Genomic DNA, 19356 nt, shown 5'->3' on the forward strand with positions numbered 1-19356 from the left:
CCGCCCTCCTGGCGGCACATCAGGGCTTGACCGACCGGTAGTAGCGCTCGGCTCCCGCATGCAGCGGCAGCGGATCGGTGAAGACGGCGGTCCGCAGATCCACCAACTGCGCCGCGTGCACCTGCTTGCCGATCTCGTCCCTGCTGTCGATCACCGCCCGGGTCAGCCGCTCCACCAGACCGGGGTCGGCGTGCGCGGTGGTGACCAGCAGGTTGGCCACCGCGATGGTGGCGACCGGCTGATGGTCCTGCGCCAGCGGATACGCGTCGGCGGGCATCACCGCCTGCCGGTAGTACTGCATCGCCGGCCCCATCGTGTGCAGTTTCTCGACAAGGTCGCCGAGCTGCACCAGCTTGATCCGGTCGACCGGGGCGGCCAGCGCGGTCACCGCGGCGGTCGGCAGCCCCCCCGACCAGAAGAAGGCGTCCAGCTTCCCGCTGAGCAGCATCGCGGGCGCTGTGTCGATACCGACCGGGAACGCCTTGATGTCGTGGTCGATGTTCAGACCGGCCGCCATGAGCAGCCGACGGGTGATCAGGTTCACCCCGGAGCCCGCCTGCCCGACGCCGACCCGCAGACCCCGCAGGCCGACAGCCGACCGAACCGGCGAGTCCCGCGGTACGACAAGCTGCATGTAGTCGTCGTAGAGCCGCGCGCAGGCGCGCAGATCGGACTTGCCGGGGCCCTGGTAGTTCGCCACCGCGTCCGCCGCGGCGATGGTGAAGTCGGCGCGGCCGGACACCAGACGCTTGATGTTGTCCACCGAGCCCTCGGTGTGCGTCAGGTTCACCTGAACCCCGGGGAGAGCGGTCCGCAGATCGCTCTTGAGCATCACCCCGTAGGTCTCGTACACACCGGTGGCGACCCCGGTCGCGAAGGAGATCGGCCTCCTGGGATACGAGGGGCCGTTCGACGGCAATAGCCACCAGAGCAGCAGCGCCAGGGCGGAGGCCGCCGCCAGCACCGCCTGTACGGCCCGCCGCCGCCCCGGCGACCAGCCGCCCAGCGTCGTCCGCAGTCGTCCGCCGAGGCGCGGGAGGTCCATGCACCGCGATCCTGCCAGCCGGGATCGCTCCGCGGAAGGCGTCAGCCGCCGGCCGCGGACAACTCCGTTCGGGGGACACCCGGGAAGCGCCTACCCTGGAGGCATGACCGCGCAGGACACCCTTCACCGCAGCTACGAGATCCGCACCTATGGATGTCAGATGAACGTCCACGACTCCGAACGGCTCTCCGGCCTGCTGGAGCAGGCGGGGTACGTCCGCGCCCCCGAGGGCGCCGACGGCGCGGACGTCGTCGTTTTCAACACCTGCGCGGTGCGCGAGAACGCCGACAACCGGCTCTACGGCAACCTCGGGCAGCTCGTGCCCAAGAAGGCCGCGCGCCCCGGCATGCAGATCGCGGTCGGCGGCTGCCTGGCGCAGAAGGACCGCGACACCATCGTCAAGCGGGCCCCCTGGGTCGACGTGGTCTTCGGCACTCACAACATCGGCCAACTGCCGGTGCTGCTGGAGCGGGCCAGGATCGCGGACGAGGCACAGGTCGAGATCGTCGAGTCGCTGGAGACCTTCCCCTCGACGCTGCCGTCCCGCCGGGAGTCCGCGTACGCCGCCTGGGTCGCGATCTCGGTCGGCTGCAACAACACCTGCACCTTCTGCATCGTGCCCGCGCTGCGCGGCAAGGAGAAGGACCGCCGTCCCGGCGACGTGCTCGCCGAGGTCGAGGCCCTGGTCGCCGAGGGTGTCATCGAGGTCACCCTGCTCGGGCAGAACGTCAACGCCTACGGCTCGGACATCGGCGACCGCGAGGCGTTCGGCAAGCTGCTGCGGGCCACCGGCGGCATCGAGGGACTCGAACGCGTCCGCTTCACCTCGCCGCACCCGCGTGACTTCACCGACGACGTGATCGCCGCGATGGCCGATACGCCCAACGTGATGCACCAACTGCACATGCCGCTCCAGTCCGGCTCCGACCAGGTGCTGAAGGCCATGCGGCGCTCCTACCGGCAGGACCGCTACCTCGGCATCATCGAGAAGGTGCGCGCCGCGATGCCGGACGCCGCCATCACGACCGACATCATCGTGGGCTTCCCCGGTGAGACCGAGGCCGACTTCGAGGCGACGCTGCACGTGGTGCGGGAGGCCCGCTTCGCCCAGGCGTTCACCTTCCAGTACAGCAAGCGCCCTGGGACGCCGGCCGCCGAGATGGACGGGCAGATCCCCAAGGCCGTCGTGCAGGAGCGGTACGAGCGGCTGGTCGCGCTCCAGGAGGAGATCTCCTGGGCGGAGAACAAGAAACAGGTCGGCCGCACCCTGGAGGTGCTCGTCGCGGAGGGCGAAGGACGCAAGGACGACGCGACCCGCCGGCTCTCCGGCCGGGCCCCCGACAACCGCCTCGTGCACTTCGAGCGGCCCGCGGAAACGGTCAGGCCGGGCGACCTGGTGACGGTCGAGGTCACCTACGCGGCGCCGCACCACCTGCTCGCGCAGCGCACGCCGCTCGCGGTACGCCGGACCCGGGCCGGCGACGCCTGGGAGCGCCGCACCGCGGCCCCCGCGCCGCAGCCGGCCGGTGTGATGCTGGGCATTCCGACCATCGGCGCGCCCGCCGCGGCGCCGGCGATGGCCTCAAACGCGGCGGCGGACGGCTGCGCCTGCGGGTAGGTCCCGCTGTCGTAGGCCCCCGGTAGGGTTCCGATCATGCTCGTTGCCGCCGCTGTCTGCCCCTGTCCGCCGCTCTTGGTCCCTGAGGTCGCCACGGGTGCCTCGGCCGAACTGGACACGCTGCGGGCGGCCTGCGCGGACGCGATAGGCGTGCTGGCCGCCTCCCGGCCGGAGCGACTGGTGGTCGTCGGCCCGGTGGAGCGGTCGGGTCACGGCGTCTTCGCACAGGGCTCGGCCGGATCCTTCCGCTCCTTCGGCGTGCCGCTGGACGTGACGCTCGGAAGGCCCCCCGACACGTCCGCCGGCGGGCTTGAGGCCGTTGCCCCGACGGCGGCAGGCCCGGAGGACGCGGTGACAGCGGACGGCGACCGCCCGCTGCCGCAGTCCCTGGCGATCGCCGGCTGGCTGCTGCGCGGATGGAGCGCCGCCCCCGTGGAGGGCCTCGGCGTGGGGGAGCGGTGGGAGCAGGAGCGCTGCGCCGCCACCGGGCAGGCCGTCGCCGGATCCGCGGCGCGGGTCGCGCTACTGGTGATGGGGGACGGCAGCGCCTGTCGTACGGTCAAGGCCCCCGGTTATCTGGACGAGCGCGCCGAGCCCTTCGACACGGTCGTGGCCGCCGCCCTCGCCGCCGCGGACACCCGCGCCCTGGCCGCCCTCGACCCGGAACTCGCCGGCGCCCTCAAGGTGGCGGGCCGGGCGCCCTGGCAGGTGCTGGCCGGCGCCGCCGACGGAGCCGGACTGGGCGGCGATCTGCTCCACGAGACGGCGCCCTACGGGGTGGCCTATTACGTCGCGACCTGGACCTGATCCCGGTCGCCCGCAGGACCCGAATCCCGGTCGCCCCCCGTATGGGCAGATGGACAGGCCGCGGATGGTGGAAATCCGCGGCCGTCCGGTTCAGGTGGCTCGGTGCCCGCACGCGGCGGATCCGGTCCGGTCAGGCGGGATCGTTGCCCTGATTCCGGCCGTCGTCGTTCCGGCCGTCCTCGCCGCGGTGGTCGTCGATCCTGTCCCTCGCCTTCTCGGCGCCGGACTCCATCCGGTCCCCGTGCTCGCTCGCCAGTCCGTCCGCCTTGTCCTTCGACATGCCGAGCTTGTCCTTGAGCGTGTTCATGAAGCTCATCAGGGCACCTTCCCTTGAAGACGGCGGCCACGGACGGGCGGCTCGCGCCCTTGGGTCCGCAAGGCCGACGGGCGCTCAAACCATCACAAGACGCCCTCTCCTCCGTCGACCATACGCGCGCTGCCCGTATTCCGCCCTGCCGGGCCGGAGCCGCCGCCGCGTCACGGACCGGGGCCGTCGTCCGATCCGGACGGCAACCACCGTTCGATCGAGGCGCGCCCCGGAACTTTGCGAGACTGACCCCGTGAAGAACCGTGTGATCGCCGTCGTCGGACCCACCGCGGCCGGGAAGTCCGACCTGGGCGTGGCCCTCGCCCAGGCGCTGGGAGGCGAGGTGGTCAACGCCGATTCCATGCAGCTCTACCGCGGCATGGACATCGGCACCGCCAAGCTCACTCCCGAGGAACGCCAGGGCGTCCCACACCACCTGCTGGACATCTGGCACGTGACCGAGGCGGCCAACGTCGCCGACTACCAGCGGCTGGCCCGCGCCGAGATCGACCGGCTGCACGCGGCCGGCCGCGTCCCGGTCCTGGTCGGCGGCTCCGGCCTCTACGTACGGGCCGCCATCGACGTCCTGGACTTCCCCGGCACCGACCCCGCCGTACGGGCCCGGCTGGAGGCCGAACTCGACCTGCGCGGACCTGGCGCGCTGCACGCCCGACTGGCCGCCGTCGACCCGGAGGCAGGCCGCGCCATCCTGCCGAGCAACGGCCGCCGGATCGTCCGCGCCCTTGAGGTGGTGGAGATCACCGGGCGCCCCTTCACCGCCAACCTGCCGAGCCACGAGTCGGTTTACGACACCGTGCAGATCGGGGTGGACGTCCCCAGGCCCGAACTGGACGAGCGCATCACCCTGCGGGTCGACCGCATGTGGGAGGCCGGGCTGGTCGCCGAAGTCCGCGCCCTGGAGGCGGTGGGCCTGCGCGAGGGGCGGACCGCCTCGCGCGCGCTCGGCTACCAGCAGGTGCTCGGCGCGCTGGTCGGCGAACGCACCGAGCAGGAGGCGCGCGCCGAGACCGTACGTGCCACCAAACGCTTCGCGCGCCGCCAGGACTCGTGGTTCCGGCGCGACCCGAGGGTGAGTTGGCTGACCGCCCGAGGCCCGGAACTCGCCGACCAGGCGCTGATGTTGCTCCAAGAAGCGGTCACAGCCTGATCACGTGATGGCATCGGGACGCTCCGGCGTCAAGGAGCGGCCCCCTGCCCGTGCCATCATCGAGCTTCGAGGCAGCTACGGTGTCGGAGATTCTGGAGGGCGCGTGGCGATGGCGGTCGGCCCACGCGACATCCCACCGGGACGCGACACAGCGGCGGACTCAGGCATGCCCCATGCGTCACCCGAGGAACGCAGGGCACCTGACTCTCGTTCGCACCGCGAATCACTGGATTCCCTTGAAGCAGGGGAACCTCTCGATCGACGCGAACCCCTGGAATCACTGGAATCAGGGGAGACTCTGGCTTCACCCAGGTCACTGCACCCTCTCGATGAGCTGGAGCCTCTTGACGCTCTCGGGCCCCTTGAGCCCCTGGGATCCGCTGACCCGCTGCCGCCCATCGAGGAAGGGCAGTCCTTCGGCGAACTGCGGCCCCAGCGTCGACTGCGGCTCTGGCAGCTCGCCCCGATCATCGCGCTGGCCGTCGGCGGCTCACTGATGTTCGCCTTCCCCCTCGCCTTCGAATCCGGCGACGCCGGCCCGGTGGTCGCCATGCTCGGCCTCCTGCTGTGCTGCTGCGCCGCCGGCTGGGGGCTCACGGCCGCCCGGCGGCTCGGCCAGACCTGGCCCGGACTGCCAGCCCAGGGATCGGGCGCCCGGCCCGACTGGCGTTTCGTCGGCGGATACGCCGTCGCCATCGCGCTGCTCGCGGTCCTCGCGGTCTGGCGGGTCGCCCGGCTCCGCTGAGCCGGAGGCCCACCCTCCCGGGAGTGGTCCGTGCCGGGGTTGTCCACAGGGCGCCCACGGCGGTCCCGCGCCGATCGCCGCCCCCCGCGTACGATCGGACATGTGACTGACTCGCGCCCCGGCACCGCCGCTTCCCCGCCCCTGGCCTTCCTCAAGGGCCACGGCACGGAGAACGACTTCGTGATCGTCCCCGACCCGGACGGTCTGCTCGACCTGTCCGCGGCCGATGTGGCCCGGCTGTGCGACCGACGGGCCGGCATCGGCGGCGACGGGATGCTGCGGGTGGTCCGCTCGGCCGCCCACCCCGAGGCCGCCGCGCTCGCCGCCGAGGCCGAGTGGTTCATGGACTATCGCAACGGTGACGGCAGCATCGCCGAGATGTGCGGCAACGGGATCCGGGTCTTCGCCCGATATCTTCAGCGGGCCGGCCTCGCCGACGCCGGCGACCTGGCCGTCGCCACCCGCGCCGGAGTGCGCCGGATACACATCGCCAAGGACACCGAGGACGGCGCTCCGGGCGAGGTCACGGTGCGGATGGGCCGCGCCGCCCTCCCCGGCGGCGCGGTGTCCGTCGGTGTGGACGGGCACGGCTGGCCGGCTCTGCACGTCAACATGGGAAATCCGCACGCCGTCGCCTTCGTCGACGATCTCGAGGACGCCGGAGATCTGCTGCGGGCGCCCGCCGTCGCTCCGGCCGAGGCCTATCCGGCGGGCACCAATGTGGAGTTCGTGGTGGACCGGGGCCCGCGCCACGTCGCGCTGCGGGTGCACGAACGCGGCTCCGGTGAGACCCGCTCCTGCGGAACCGGTGCCTGCGCGGTGATGGTGGCCGCTGCCCGCCGGGACGGCCTGGACCCGGCGCTGACCGGTCGGCCCGTCACGTACACCGTGGACGTGCCCGGCGGCCGACTGGTGATCAGCGAGGGCACCGACGGCGAGATCGAGATGACCGGGCCGGCGGTGATCGTCGCCGAAGGCGTCATCGACCCGGCGTGGCTGGCCGGATGAGGCGGCCGGCGGCCGGTGGGCGCGTAACAGGACGTATAGGGGTGAGAACCCCGTACACCTTCGCTCGAACGGGTGACGGGGATCACTCTCGGCGAGAGCGTGACTGCCGCACGTGGTGGGCTCGGTAGCATCAATCACCGGCGCGGCCCCCGGGTCGTGGAGGGCTCCGCGGCCGGTCCACGCTGGCGGAGGACCGATGAGCGCAGACAACGCGGTGAACGCGGGACGGCCCGCGCTCGACGTGGGACGGACCGCGGCGGACCGCAAGCGCGGCCTTCGCCGCCTCGACCTGCGACTGCTGGGGCGTGCCGCGCTGCTCGGCAGCTCCGGCCGGGACCGGCTGCCCGACGCCATCGAACATCTGATCAAGGTCCATCGCGCCCGGCAGCCCGGCGCCGGCCCCGACGCCATCGAGCGACTGCGGCGGGCCTACGTCCTGGCCGAGTCCTCGCACCGCGGCCAGACGCGCAAGAGCGGCGAGCCGTACATCACCCACCCACTCGCCGTCACCCTGATTCTGGCCGAACTCGGCGCCGAGACCACCACCCTGACCGCCTCTCTCCTCCACGACACGGTCGAGGACACCGAGGTGACGCTCGATCAGGTCGAGCGGGAGTTCGGCAAGTCCGTCGCCTACCTGGTGGACGGCGTGACCAAACTGGAGAAGGTCGAACACGGCGCCGCCGCCGAACCCGAGACCTTCCGCAAGATGCTCGTCGCCACCGGCAGCGACGTCCGGGTGATGTCCATCAAGCTCGCCGACCGGCTGCACAACATGCGGACGCTGGGGGTGATGCGGCCCGACAAGCAGGCGCGCATCGCCAAGGTCACCCGTGACGTGCTCATCCCGCTGGCCGAACGCCTCGGCGTCCAGGCGCTCAAGTCCGAGCTCGAAGATCTGGTCTTCGCGATCCTTCATCCGGAGGAGCATGCCGGCACCAGGGCCATGATCGAGGAGCACGCCGCCGCCCCGGATCCGCTCGCGGCCGTCGCCGACGAACTCCGCGGGGTGCTGCACGAGGCCGGCATCGCCGCCGAGATCGACATCCGGCCCCGGCACGCGGTCTCCGTCCACCGGCTGCTGCTCAAACGCGGCGGCGCCCGGCTCGGCGGCTGCGACTTCGGCCGGCTGCTGGTCCTGGTCGCCGAGGACGCCGACTGCTACGCCGTCCTCGGCGAGCTGCACACCTGTTTCACCCCGGTGATCGCCGAGTTCAAGGACTTCATCGCCGCACCCAAGTTCAACCTCTACCAGTCGCTGCACACCGCGATCGCCGACGAGCAGGGCCGGATCGCCGAGGTCCTGGTCCGCACCCACCGGATGCACCGGGTCGCAGAAGCCGGAGTGATCGCCCTCGGCGACCCGCACGCCGGCGCCGAGGCGACCGCACCGGCGGACACCGACCACGGCGAAAGCCCCGACGGCGGCGTGCGGGTCGACCCCACCCAGCCCGGCTGGCTCGCCCGCCTGCTGGAGTGGCAGCGCGCCGTGCCCGACGCCGACACCTTCTGGACGGCGCTGCGGGACGACCTCGCCCAGGACCGGGAGATCACCGTCTTCGCCAGCCGAGGCGGCGAGGCCTCCGGCACGATCCGGCTGCCCGCCGGCGCCAGCTGCGTGGACGCCGCCTACGCGGTGCACGGCGGATCGGGGCACGCCTGCGTGGGTGCCCGCGTCAACGGACGGCTCGCCCCGCTGGGCACCCGGCTCCGCGACGGGGACACCGTCCAGCTGGTGATGGACGACTCCGCCATCTCAGGGCCCGACCGCGGCTGGCTGGAGCACGCCATCACCCCCGCGGCCCGGATCGCGATCACCCGCTGGCTCACCCAGCACCCGGCCGGCGGCGAGGCCCAGCCGGCGCCCACCCCCGCGGCCCGGCCGGCCCCGGCCCCGGACGCCGTGCCCGGAGGCCAGCCGATCGCCGTCTCCGACCTGCCGGGTGCGACGGTACGGCTGGCCCGCTGTTGTACGCCGGTGCCGCCGGACCGGGTGACCGGGTTCCTCATCCGCGGCGGCACCGTGGCGGTGCACCGCGTCGAGTGTCCGTCCACCGCCCGGATGACCGGGAGCGGACGCGAGCCGATGCCCGTGCGATGGCGGGACGGGGCCCCGGTCGGCGGCTACCGGGCCACCGTGCTCGCCGAGGCGCTCAGCCGGCCCCGACTGCTCGCCGATCTCACCGAGGTCATCGCCGAGCAGGACGTCGGCATCGTCTCCGCCGCGGTGGAGCCCCCGCAGGAGCACCGGGTCCGGCACACCTACACCGTGAAACTGCGCGACCCCCGGACACTGGGCGCCCTGATGCGGGCGATGCGCTCCGTCCCCGGGGTGTACGACGTCTACCGGACCCGGTCGGCCGTGGCGGGGCCCGACCCGGAGTAGGGCGCGGCGCCCGACAGCGATCGGCGCTCGCCGGGACGGCTCCGCACCCCGGTGGGCGAACCCGTGTGGGGGAATGCCGCCGGTGACTCATTCGTTCATTAATACGTCGGATGAGTGTTCTTTGCCGCCCACCGGGTACGCCTTGTGGAAAACCCGCGTGACCGGGTCTGCCGGGCGTGCGACCATCGTCTGAACACGGCGCGCCAACGGCCGCCGGACCGTAACCGTACGACCAAAGGATCCAATGACCTCCATCTCTTCTTCCTCCTCGGACTTCTCGGACAACCGCCAGCGCCTCCCGGAGAGCCTGCGGGCCGACGCCCTGATGGAAGAGGACGTGGCCTGGAGTCATGAGATCGACGGCGACCGGGACGGCGACCAGTTCGACCGCTCCGACCGTGCCTCACTCCGACGCGTCGCGGGCCTCTCCACCGAACTCGAGGACATCACCGAGGTCGAGTACCGGCAGCTCCGGCTGGAGCGGGTGGTGCTCGTCGGTGTCTGGACCAGCGGCACCGTGGACGACGCCGAGAACTCCCTGGCCGAACTCGCCGCACTCGCGGAAACCGCGGGCGCCCTCGTGCTGGACGGGGTGATCCAGCGCCGTGACAAGCCCGACCCGGCCACGTACATCGGTTCCGGCAAGGCGGTGGAGCTGCGGGACATCGTGCTGGAGACGGGCGCGGACACCGTGGTCTGCGACGGTGAGCTGAGCCCGGGACAGCTGATCCACCTGGAAGACGTCGTCAAGGTCAAGGTGGTCGACCGGACCGCGCTGATCCTGGACATCTTCGCCCAGCACGCCAAGTCCCGGGAGGGCAAGGCGCAGGTCTCGCTCGCCCAGATGCAGTACATGCTGCCCAGGCTGCGCGGCTGGGGCCAGTCGCTGTCCCGGCAGATGGGTGGCGGTGGCGCCGGCTCATCGGGCGGCGGCATGGCCACCCGTGGTCCCGGTGAGACCAAGATCGAGACCGACCGGCGGCGGATCCGCGAGAAGATGGCGAAGATGCGCCGGGAGATCGCGGAGATGAAGACCAGCCGCGATCTCAAGCGCCAGGAGCGCAAGCGCCACAAGGTGCCCTCCGTGGCCATCGCCGGCTACACCAACGCAGGCAAGTCCTCGCTGCTCAACCGGCTGACCGGGGCCGGCGTCCTGGTGGAGAACGCGCTGTTCGCCACCCTGGACCCGACCGTGCGCCGGGCGGAGACGCCGGGCGGTCGGCTTTACACCCTGGCGGACACCGTCGGCTTCGTGCGGCACCTGCCGCACCACCTGGTCGAGGCGTTCCGCTCCACCATGGAGGAGGTCGGCGACGCCGATCTGATCCTGCACGTGGTGGACGGCTCGCACCCGGTGCCGGAGGAGCAGCTCGCCGCGGTGCGCGAGGTGTTCCGGGACGTGGGCGCGCTCGACGTTCCCGAGATCGTCGTGATCAACAAGGCCGACGCCGCCGACCCGGTGGTGCTTCAGCGCCTGCTGCGCAACGAGAAGCACGCCATCGCGGTCTCCGCGCGCACCGGCAAGGGCATCGACGAGCTGCTCGCGCTCATCGACGACGAACTGCCCAGGCCGGACATCGAGGTGGAGGCACTCGTGCCGTACACCCATGGCGGACTGGTCTCCCGAGTGCACGGCGCCGGCGAGGTGCTCTCCGAGGAGCACACCGGCGACGGCACCCTGCTCAAGGTGCGGGTGCACGAGGAACTGGCCGCGGAGCTGGCGCCGTTCACGCTGGCGGCGCGGGCGTGACGTACCCGTAGCGCTCCTGTCGCTCGCAGCGCTCGTAGCGGCGGTCACCGGCTCGCAGCGCGGACCTGTGCCGGGACAGGTAAGGACCCACCTCAGTGAGGTGGGTCCTTACTTTTTGCCCTCGATGGAGTCGAAAGTCCGGCGACCGCCCGTGATCGGTTTGTCACCGCGTCGTTAGTACGGACGGGGGACGACGAGACGGTATGCCGATCCGGAGGAGAGAACACGTGGCGGCCTTGTCGAGCGTGCCGGGACAACTGGCGGCACCGGCGGACGACATCACCGCGGGGGAGGGGATTCTCCGCAGGCAGGCGCAGCGTGAATCCGCCGCGCGCACCTACGCCCGCTCGCTGCCGGTGGTACCGGTGCGGGCCCGGGGAATGACCGTGGAGGGCGCGGACGGGCGCCGCTATCTGGACTGTCTGTCCGGGGCGGGCACCCTCGCCCTCGGACACAACCACCCGGTGGTGCTGGAAGCCATCAGAGCCGTCCTGGATTCCGGGGCGCCCCTGCATGTGCTCGACCTCGCCACACCGGTCAAGGACCGCTTCACCACCGCGCTCTTCGAGACGCTGCCGGCCGAGCTCGCCGAGCACGGGCGGATCCAGTTCTGCGGCCCGGCCGGCACCGACGCGGTGGAAGCCGCGGTCAAGCTGACCCGGATCGCCACCGGGCGGAGCGGACTGCTCGCCTTCTCCGGCGGCTATCACGGCATGACCGCCGGTGCCCTCGCGGCGACCGGCGATGTCGCGGTACGGTCCGCGGCCGGTGATATGGACGCCCGGATCACCCGGCTCCCGTATCCGTACGACTACCGCTGTCCGTTCGGGACCGGCGGTGGACGGGGCGCCGAGCTGTCGGCGCGCTGGACCGCGAACCTGCTGGACGATCCCAAGGGTGGCGTGCAGCCGCCGGCCGCGATGCTGCTCGAAGCGGTGCAGGGCGAGGGCGGGGTGATCCCCCCGCCCGAGACCTGGCTGCGGCGGATGCGGGAGATCACCGCCGCGCGGGGCATCCCGCTGATCGTCGACGAGGTGCAGACCGGGGTCGGGCGCACCGGCACCTTCTGGGCCGTCGAGCGCAGCGGGATCGTGCCGGATGTGATGGTGCTGTCCAAGGCGATCGGCGGCAGCCTGCCGCTCGCCGTGATCGTCTACCGGGGCGAGCTGGACGTCTGGCAGCCCGGTGCCCACGCCGGCACCTTCCGGGGCAACCAGCTCGCGATGGCCGCCGGGGCCGCCACCTTGCGCTTCGTCCGGGAGAACGCCCTGGACGAGCGGGCCGAGACCCTCGGCAACCGCATCATGTGCCGGCTGCGCGGACTGTCCGCCCACCACGCCTGTATCGGGGATGTCCGAGGCCGCGGTCTGATGATCGGTGTCGAGCTCGTCGATGCCGAGGCCGAGCCCGATGACTTCGGGGCGCTGCCGAACGCGCCGCGACTCGCCGCCCGCGTTCAGCAGGAGGCGCTGCGGCGCGGCCTGATCGTGGAACTCGGCGGCAGGCACGCCAGTGTGGTGCGGCTGCTGCCGCCGCTGACCATCACCGACGAGCAGGCCGAGGCGGTGCTTGAGCGGCTCGCCTCGGCCATCGAGGCGGCGCTGGCCGGCGCCGACGGCGGCCCGGCGTGAGTCCGGAGCCGAGGCGCTGTGGTCCCGGCCGTCCCGGGGGTCTTGGCCGGCCCGGGGGCCCCGGTCAGCCAGCGGGCCCCTGCCGTCGCGGCCGGCCGCTGAAGCGCCGACCGACCGTGTCGCCGTTCGCTCCGCGGGCCCGGATCGGCGACGGGCGAATGTCGGAGCCGGTCGCCGGCCCGCCTTCCGCGCCGGTATCCGGGGCCCTGGCGATGTTGGGTTCCCCGGATAGCCCGGAGATCCCGGAGAGCCCGGATACCCCGGGCTCCGGGCACCACCGCGCGGCCATCCCGATGGCAGCGCCGCCCCCGACCGCCATACCTCGCCCGATCACCACACCCCGTCCGATCCCGGCACCCGCCGCCCCCACCGCACCGAAAAGTGGAGCCCCGGTATGACCGCACCCCTGCCCCCGGCCGCAGCCCGCGCGCACGATCATCAGGTGCCGTCCCAGCGGGTCGGCGCCGCCCGTACCGCCCCCGGCATCGAACCTCCGTCGCACCCCGACCCGTATCGCGCCGGCGACGCGGTCGGCACCGAGAATCTGCTGCGCTGCTGGGTCCGGGAGACCGAACTCACCCAGCCCGCCGACGGATTACTGCGGATTCCCCTGCCGGCCAGCGGTTCGGAGGCGCAGGCCGCCGTCCACCACTGGTCCGCGGCAGGACATCACCGCTTCGGCCCGGCCCTGCTGGCGACAGCCGACCAACGCCCGCTCAGCGCGGTGGAACTGGCCGCGCTGCTGGCCCGCGAGGGGGGCGGCGACCCCGCCGAGGGCGCCGATCTGGTGGCCCGGGTCGCCGATTCGGTCCGGCGCACCGCCGTCTTCATCGCCGAGCGCCGCGAACAGCCCGGACCCGTCGCGCCCGAGGTGCCCTTCCTCGACTCCGAGCAGGCCCTGATCCTCGGGCATCCACTGCATCCGGCCCCCAAGGGACGCGAGGGGCTCAGTGAGGCGGAGAGCGTCGCCTACTCGCCGGAGTTGCGCGGCCGGTTCGCCCTGCACTGGCTCGCGGTGGACGCCTCCCTGGCGACCGGTGACTCCGCCTGGACCGAACGCGGCCGTACGGTCCCGGCCGTCGACCTGCTGACCGCGCTCGCCGGCCCCGGACTCGTCCTGCCGCCCGGAACGGCGCCGCTGCCGCTGCATCCGTGGCAGGCCGGCGACATCCGCCACCGACCCGCCGTACGCGCTCTCTTCGAGGCCGGGCTGCTGCACGATCTCGGCCCCCTCGGGGAGCCGTGGTTCCCGACCTCCTCGGTGCGGACCGTCTACCGGCCGGACGCGCCCGCGATGCTCAAGCTCTCGCTGGGACTGCGCATCACCAACTCCCGCCGGGAGAACCTCCGCAAGGAGCTTGTTCGCGGCGTCGAGGTGCACCGCTTGCTGCGCGCCGGACTGGCCACTGCCTGGCACGCCGCCCACCCCGGCTTCGACATCGTGCGCGACCCGGCGTGGCTCGGAGCGGACACCTCCGACGGGGTGCCGCTGCCCGGCCTGGACGTGATGCTCAGGCACAACCCCTTCGGCGCCGGCCCACAGGCACACTGCGTGGCCGGGCTCACCTCGCCCCGGCCGTGGCCCGGCGTGCCGGCCCCCACCCTGCGCTCCCGACTGGCCGCCGTCATCGCGGACCTCGCCGGCCGTACGGGTAGACCGCCCGGGGCGGTCGCCACCGAGTGGTTCCTGCGCTACCTCGATGTGGTGGTGCGGCCGGTGCTCTGGCTCGACGGGCAAGCCGGCATCGCCCTGGAAGCACACCAGCAGAACACGCTGGTGCTGCTCGACGCGGACGGCTGGCCCTGCGGCGGCCGCTACCGCGACAACCAGGGCTACTACTTCCGGGAGTCGCGCCGCGCCGCCCTCGAAGGGCTGCTGCCCGGCATCGGCGAGGCAAGCGACACCTTCGTCGCGGACGCGGTGGCCGACGAGCGCTTCGCCTACTACCTCGGCATCAACAACGTCCTCGGCCTGATCGGCGCCTTCGGCTCCCAGGGCCTGGTCGGCGAACAGGTGCTGCTCGCCGCCTTCCGGCGCTTCCTCGCGGCCGACGGTCAGGGCAGCAGCCTCCCGGAGCGGCTGCTGCACAGCGCCCGGCTGCGCTGCAAGGCGAATCTGCTGACCCGGCTGCACGGCATGGACGAACTCGTCGGCCCGGTCGACACCCAGTCCGTGTACGTGACCATCCCCAATCCCCTGGCCCGATGATGCCCTCCACCGACTCCAGTACCGAAGACACCCTCGATCTGAAGCTGCCGCCGCACGTTCTCGCTCTCCTCGCCGCCACGCCGCCTGGCCCGCTCGGTCCGCCCCGCGCCCCGGCCGACCTCCTCGACCATGTCGCCGACTGGCCGGCCGCCGAGACCTCCGCCGGGCCCTTCCGGCTCGTCCCGGTGCGGCTCGGCCGCGACCTCGCCCTGATCGCCGGCTGGATGAACGATCCGGCCGTCGCCGACTACTGGGAGCTGGCCGGGGATCCCTGCGTCACCGAGGAGCACTTGCGGTCCCAACTGACCGGCGACGGCCGCAGTGTGCCCTGTCTCGGCGTCCTCGACGGCAACCCGATGAGCTACTGGGAGATCTACCGCGCCGACCTGGACCCGCTGGCCCGGCACTACCCGGCCAGGCCGCACGACACCGGTATCCATCTGCTGATCGGTGGCGCCGGGGACCGCGCCCGAGGCTTGGGCAGCACGTTATTGCGTGCCGTCTCCACGATGGTGCTCGACAACCGGCCCGCCTGCACCCGGGTGGTGGCCGAACCCGATCTGCGCAACACCCCCTCGGTCGCGGCATTCCTCAGCTCCGGCTTCCGGCTGCGCGCGGAGATCGAACTCCCGGGCAAGCGGGCCGCCCTGATGGTCCGGGACCGCGCCCTGCGCCACCTCATCTGACCGTCCGCCTCCTCCCCGTCGCCCCCACGCAGGAGCCCACAGTGATCGCCGCACCGTCGTCCTCGTCCGACTCACTGGCCTGGCAGCAGGCGTCCCGCCGCCTGCTGGCCAAGATGCTCGCCGAGTTCGCCTACGAAGAGGTGATCGTGCCCGAACTCGACCCCTCGGTCGGTTCCACCTCCTACCGGCTCGCCCTCGGCGCGGACCTCACCTACCGGTTCCGCGCCCGCCGGGGCTGCTACGGCTCCTGGTACGTGGACGCGGACAGCATCGAGCCGACCGGCGACCCGCTGCACTTCCTGGCGCACGGCCACGACACCGTGCTCGGGCTGACCGGCGACACCCTCGGCCACCTCGTCAGAGAACTGCTGGCGACGCTGCGCGCCGACGTACGGCTCGCCTCAGGCGCGCTGTCCGCGGCGGAGCTGGCCGACCTGGGGTACGCGGAGCTCGAAGGGCACCAGACCGGTCACCCCTGGCTGGTCGCCAACAAAGGACGTATCGGATTCTCGGACGCCGACGCCGCCCGCTGGACCCCGGAGGCCCGCGAGCAGCAGCGCCTTCCCTGGATCGCCGTCCACCGCGACCTCGCGCGATACCGCGGCACCACCATGCTGGCCACCCCCGATCTCCTCTACGCGGAGGAACTCACCCCCGCCACGCTCAGCACCTTCCGGCGCACCATCACCGGCCGGGACCGCGACCCGGACGACTATCTGCTGCTGCCCGTGCACCCCTGGCAGTGGGAACAGACCGTCGCCCCGCTCTTCGCAGCCGCGATCGCCGACGGATCCATCATGCTCCTCACCACTGACAGCGACCTCCGGCTGCCGCAGCAGTCGATCCGGACGTTTCTCAACGTCAGCCGTCCGCTGCGGCACAGCGTGAAACTGCCGCTGTCGATTCTCAACACCCTCGTCTACCGGGGGCTGCCCACCGAACGCACCCTCGCCGCCCCCGCCGTCACCTCCTGGGTGCACGGCCTGCGCGACCATGACCGCTTCCTGCGGGACGAGGCCCGGGTGATCCTGCTCGGCGAGGTCGCCTCGGTGAGCGTCTCCCATCCGCAGTACGACAAACTGCCGACCGTCCCCTACCAATACCGGGAGCTGCTCGGCTGTATCTGGCGCGAGCCGCTGGGCGTCTACCTCGACACCGGCGAGCGGGCCCGCACTCTGGCCGCGCTGCTGCACACCGATCCGCGGGGCCGGGCCTTCACCACCGAACTCGTGGCACGCTCCGGACTGCCCCCACAGGTGTGGCTGCGGCACCTCTTCGCCACGCTGCTGCCTCCGCTGCTGCACTTCCTCTACCGCTACGGCACCGTGTTCTCCCCGCACGGCGAGAACGCCATCGTGGTCTTCGACGAGCACGACATTCCGGTACGCCTGGCGGTCAAGGACTTCGTGGACGACATCAACGTCTCCTCCGAGGCGCTGCCGGAACACGCCACGATGCCCGCCGACGTCCGCGCCGTGCTGCTGACCGAGCCGCCGGAATTCCTCACCCAGTTCATCCATTCGGGTCTCTTCGTCGGAGTGCTGCGCTATCTCGCGCCCCTGTGCGAGCGGCAGCTCGGTGTCCCCGAAGAGGAGTTCTGGGCACTGGTGCGCGACGAGATCCTGCGTCACCAGGAGCGCTTTCCCGAGCTGAAGGAGCGCTTCGCCATGTTCGATCTGCTCACGCCGAGAATCGAGCGGCTGTGTCTGAACCGCAACCGCCTTCACCTGGACGGATACCGCGACCGCGCCCAGCGCCCGCACGCGGCCGTCCACGGCACCGTGCTCAATCCGCTGTACGTCCCCTGACCGGCCGACCCCCGACCGGCCACGGCGGCGGTGCCGCCGGGTCCCGCGTGCCCCGCATCAACGGCGCTCTCGCACCGGCCACGAGGACCGCGCTGTCAGTGGCTCACCGTAGGCTTGCCTCCCTATGACTGCCACGCCCTCACCCGCACTCACCGACCTGCTGCACGCCGCCGTCACCGCCGTCGGCGGGACCGAGCGGGCCGGTCAGGTCACCATGGCCCAAGCCGTCGAGGCCGCCGTGGACGACCAGTCCCATCTGCTCGTCCAGGCGGGCACCGGCACCGGAAAGTCGCTGGGCTACCTGGTGCCCGCCCTCGCCCACGGGGAAACGGTCGTGGTGGCCACCGCGACCCTGGCCCTGCAGCGGCAGCTGGTCGAGCGGGACCTGCCGCGCACCGTGCAGGCGCTCCAGCCGCTGCTCCGCCGGGAGCCGCAATACGCCATGCTCAAGGGCCGCTCCAACTACCTGTGCCTGCACCGGCTGCACGAGGGCGTGCCGCAGGACGAGGAGGACGGCCTCTTCGACCCGTTCGAGGCGGCGGCGCCGACCAGCAAGCTCGGCCAGGATCTGCTGCGGCTGCGGGACTGGGCCGACGAGACCGAGACCGGTGACCGGGACGGGCTGCGGCCGGGCGTCTCCGATCGCGCCTGGAGCCAGGTGGCCGTCACCTCGCGCGAATGCCTGGGCGCCACCAAGTGCGCTTATGGCGCGGAGTGCTTCGCCGAGGCGGCGCGGGAGCGGGCCAAGCTGGCCGACGTGGTGGTCACCAACCACGCGCTGCTCGCCATCGACGCGATCGAGGGCGCCCCGGTGCTGCCCAGCCACGAGGTGCTGATCATCGACGAGGCGCATGAGCTGGTGTCACGGGTCACCGGCGTCGCCACCGGCGAACTCACGCCGATCGGCGTCAACCGGGCGGTCAAGCGCGCTGCCAAATTGGTGAACGAAAAGGCCGCAGACGCTCTGCTGAGCGCCGGCGAGGGCTTCGAGCGGTTGATGGAACTCGCACTGCCCGGCCGCCTTGAGGAGATCCCCGAGGATCTCGGCTACGCGCTGGCCGCGCTGCGCGATGCCTGCCGCCAGGTGATCACCGCCCTCGGCGAGACCCGTGACAAGTCCGTGCAGGACGAGGACGCGGTACGCAAGCAGGCGCTGGCCTCGGTGGAGCACGTCCATGAGGTCAGCGAACGGCTGATCCAGCGCTCGGAGTACGACGTGGTGTGGTGCGAACGCCACGACCGGTACGGGGCTTCGCTGCGGGTGGCCCCGCTGAACGTGTCCGGGCTGCTGCGCGAGAAGCTCTTCACCGACCGGTCGGTGGTGCTGACCTCCGCCACACTCAAACTGGGCGGCGACTTCAACGGGGTCGCGGCCTCGCTCGGGCTGGCGCCCGAGGGCACCGAGGGCGAGGACGTGCCCCCGTGGAAGGGCATCGATGTCGGCTCGCCCTTCGACTACCGCAGGCAGGGCATCCTCTACGTCGCCCGGCACCTGGCCCAGCCCGGCCGGGACAGTGCCCGCGAGGACATGCTCGATGAACTCGCCGAGCTGATCGAGGCGGCCGGGGGTCGTACGCTCGGGCTCTTCTCGTCCATGCGGGGCGCTCAGACGGCCGCCGAGGCACTGCGGGGGCGGCTGACCCACCCGGTGCTGCTCCAGGGCGAGGAGACCCTGGGCGAGCTGATCCATCGGTTCGCCGATGACGCGGCCACCTGTCTCTTCGGCACGCTGTCGCTGTGGCAGGGAGTGGATGTGCCGGGCGTCAACTGCCAACTGGTGGTGATGGACCGCATTCCCTTCCCGCGCCCGGACGACCCGCTGATGAGCGCCCGGCAGAAATCGGTGGAGGAACACGGCGGCAATGGATTCATGGCGGTGGCGGCGACCCACGCGGCGCTGTTGATGGCCCAGGGCGCCGGTCGGCTGATCCGGGCGACCGGGGACAGGGGCGTGGTCGCCGTACTCGATCCGAGGCTCGCCACGGCCCGTTACGGCAGCTTCCTCCGGTCGTCCATGCCCGATCTCTGGTACACCACGGACCGCAATCAGGTGCGGAAGTCGCTCGCCGCGATCGATGCCACGGCGCGGGCCGCGCAAACGGCGGAAACGGCGCAGTCACCGGGGACGGAGCCCGGGACGGGGAAGAGCGAGGTGCCGGCGGAAGCTGGGCAGGCGGTCTGACCGCCG

At 72.1% G+C, this 19356-nt stretch carries 14 protein-coding genes; 12 read left to right on the top strand and 2 right to left on the bottom strand.

Annotated elements, in window-relative coordinates; genetic code table 11:
- Positions 1–19: 19 nt before the first annotated feature.
- Positions 20–1045, bottom strand: coding sequence for a TAXI family TRAP transporter solute-binding subunit (locus OG519_RS26395; RefSeq protein ID WP_405588716.1), 1026 nt, complete (start codon positions 1043–1045; stop codon positions 20–22).
- A gap of 103 nt (positions 1046–1148) precedes the next feature.
- On the opposite strand from OG519_RS26395, the gene miaB reads away from it, so the two are divergent.
- On the top strand, positions 1149–2663 hold the full coding sequence (gene miaB / locus OG519_RS26400; protein ID WP_405588719.1) for a tRNA (N6-isopentenyl adenosine(37)-C2)-methylthiotransferase MiaB: 1515 nt from the start codon (positions 1149–1151) through the stop codon (positions 2661–2663).
- A gap of 36 nt (positions 2664–2699) precedes the next feature.
- Positions 2700–3470, top strand: coding sequence for a hypothetical protein (locus OG519_RS26405; RefSeq protein WP_405588722.1), 771 nt, complete (start codon positions 2700–2702; stop codon positions 3468–3470).
- A gap of 130 nt (positions 3471–3600) precedes the next feature.
- On the opposite strand, the gene OG519_RS26410 is transcribed toward OG519_RS26405, so the two are convergent.
- The gene (locus OG519_RS26410) at positions 3601–3786 is read right to left on the bottom strand and encodes a hypothetical protein (protein WP_405588724.1); all 186 of its coding nucleotides are present in this window, start codon (positions 3784–3786) and stop codon (positions 3601–3603) included.
- 244 nt (positions 3787–4030) lie between these two features.
- Here OG519_RS26410 and miaA point away from each other — a divergent pair, with 244 nt between their 5' ends.
- The 10 genes from miaA (at position 4031) to OG519_RS26460 (ending at position 19350) form a co-directional block, all read left to right on the top strand.
- A complete protein-coding gene (gene miaA / locus OG519_RS26415; protein ID WP_405588727.1) occupies positions 4031–4945 on the top strand; it encodes a tRNA (adenosine(37)-N6)-dimethylallyltransferase MiaA in 915 nt (304 codons plus the stop codon).
- A gap of 280 nt (positions 4946–5225) precedes the next feature.
- Positions 5226–5690, top strand: coding sequence for a hypothetical protein (locus OG519_RS26420; protein ID WP_405593015.1), 465 nt, complete (start codon positions 5226–5228; stop codon positions 5688–5690).
- 102 nt (positions 5691–5792) lie between these two features.
- Positions 5793–6698, top strand: a complete 906-nt coding sequence (dapF, locus tag OG519_RS26425; protein WP_405588730.1) for a diaminopimelate epimerase — start codon at positions 5793–5795, stop codon at positions 6696–6698.
- A 196-nt stretch (positions 6699–6894) separates the two neighbouring features.
- Entirely contained in the window at positions 6895–9084 is a 2190-nt protein-coding gene (locus OG519_RS26430) for a RelA/SpoT family protein (RefSeq protein ID WP_405588732.1), read from the top strand.
- Positions 9085–9328: 244 nt separating this feature from the next.
- Positions 9329–10834, top strand: a complete 1506-nt coding sequence (gene hflX / locus OG519_RS26435; RefSeq protein ID WP_405588735.1) for a GTPase HflX — start codon at positions 9329–9331, stop codon at positions 10832–10834.
- A 227-nt stretch (positions 10835–11061) separates the two neighbouring features.
- Complete coding sequence (locus tag OG519_RS26440) at positions 11062–12465, top strand: diaminobutyrate--2-oxoglutarate transaminase (RefSeq protein WP_405588738.1); 1404 nt, start codon at positions 11062–11064, stop codon at positions 12463–12465.
- A gap of 394 nt (positions 12466–12859) precedes the next feature.
- The gene (locus OG519_RS26445) at positions 12860–14674 is read left to right on the top strand and encodes an IucA/IucC family protein (RefSeq protein WP_405588741.1); all 1815 of its coding nucleotides are present in this window, start codon (positions 12860–12862) and stop codon (positions 14672–14674) included.
- Positions 14674–15360, top strand: coding sequence for a GNAT family N-acetyltransferase (locus OG519_RS26450; protein WP_405593017.1), 687 nt, complete (start codon positions 14674–14676; stop codon positions 15358–15360). Before OG519_RS26445 ends, OG519_RS26450 begins: the two co-directional genes overlap by 1 nt.
- Positions 15361–15401: 41 nt before the next feature.
- Positions 15402–17168, top strand: a complete 1767-nt coding sequence (locus tag OG519_RS26455) for an IucA/IucC family protein (protein WP_405588744.1) — start codon at positions 15402–15404, stop codon at positions 17166–17168.
- Between the two features lie 124 nt (positions 17169–17292).
- Positions 17293–19350 carry an ATP-dependent DNA helicase gene (locus tag OG519_RS26460; RefSeq protein ID WP_405588747.1) on the top strand — a complete coding sequence of 686 codons (2058 nt, stop codon included), beginning with the start codon at positions 17293–17295 and terminating at the stop codon, positions 19348–19350.
- The last annotated feature ends 6 nt before the right edge of the window (positions 19351–19356 follow it).

This window comes from Streptomyces sp. NBC_01190, from assembly GCF_045039895.1.
Taxonomy (GTDB): domain Bacteria; phylum Actinomycetota; class Actinomycetes; order Streptomycetales; family Streptomycetaceae; genus Actinacidiphila.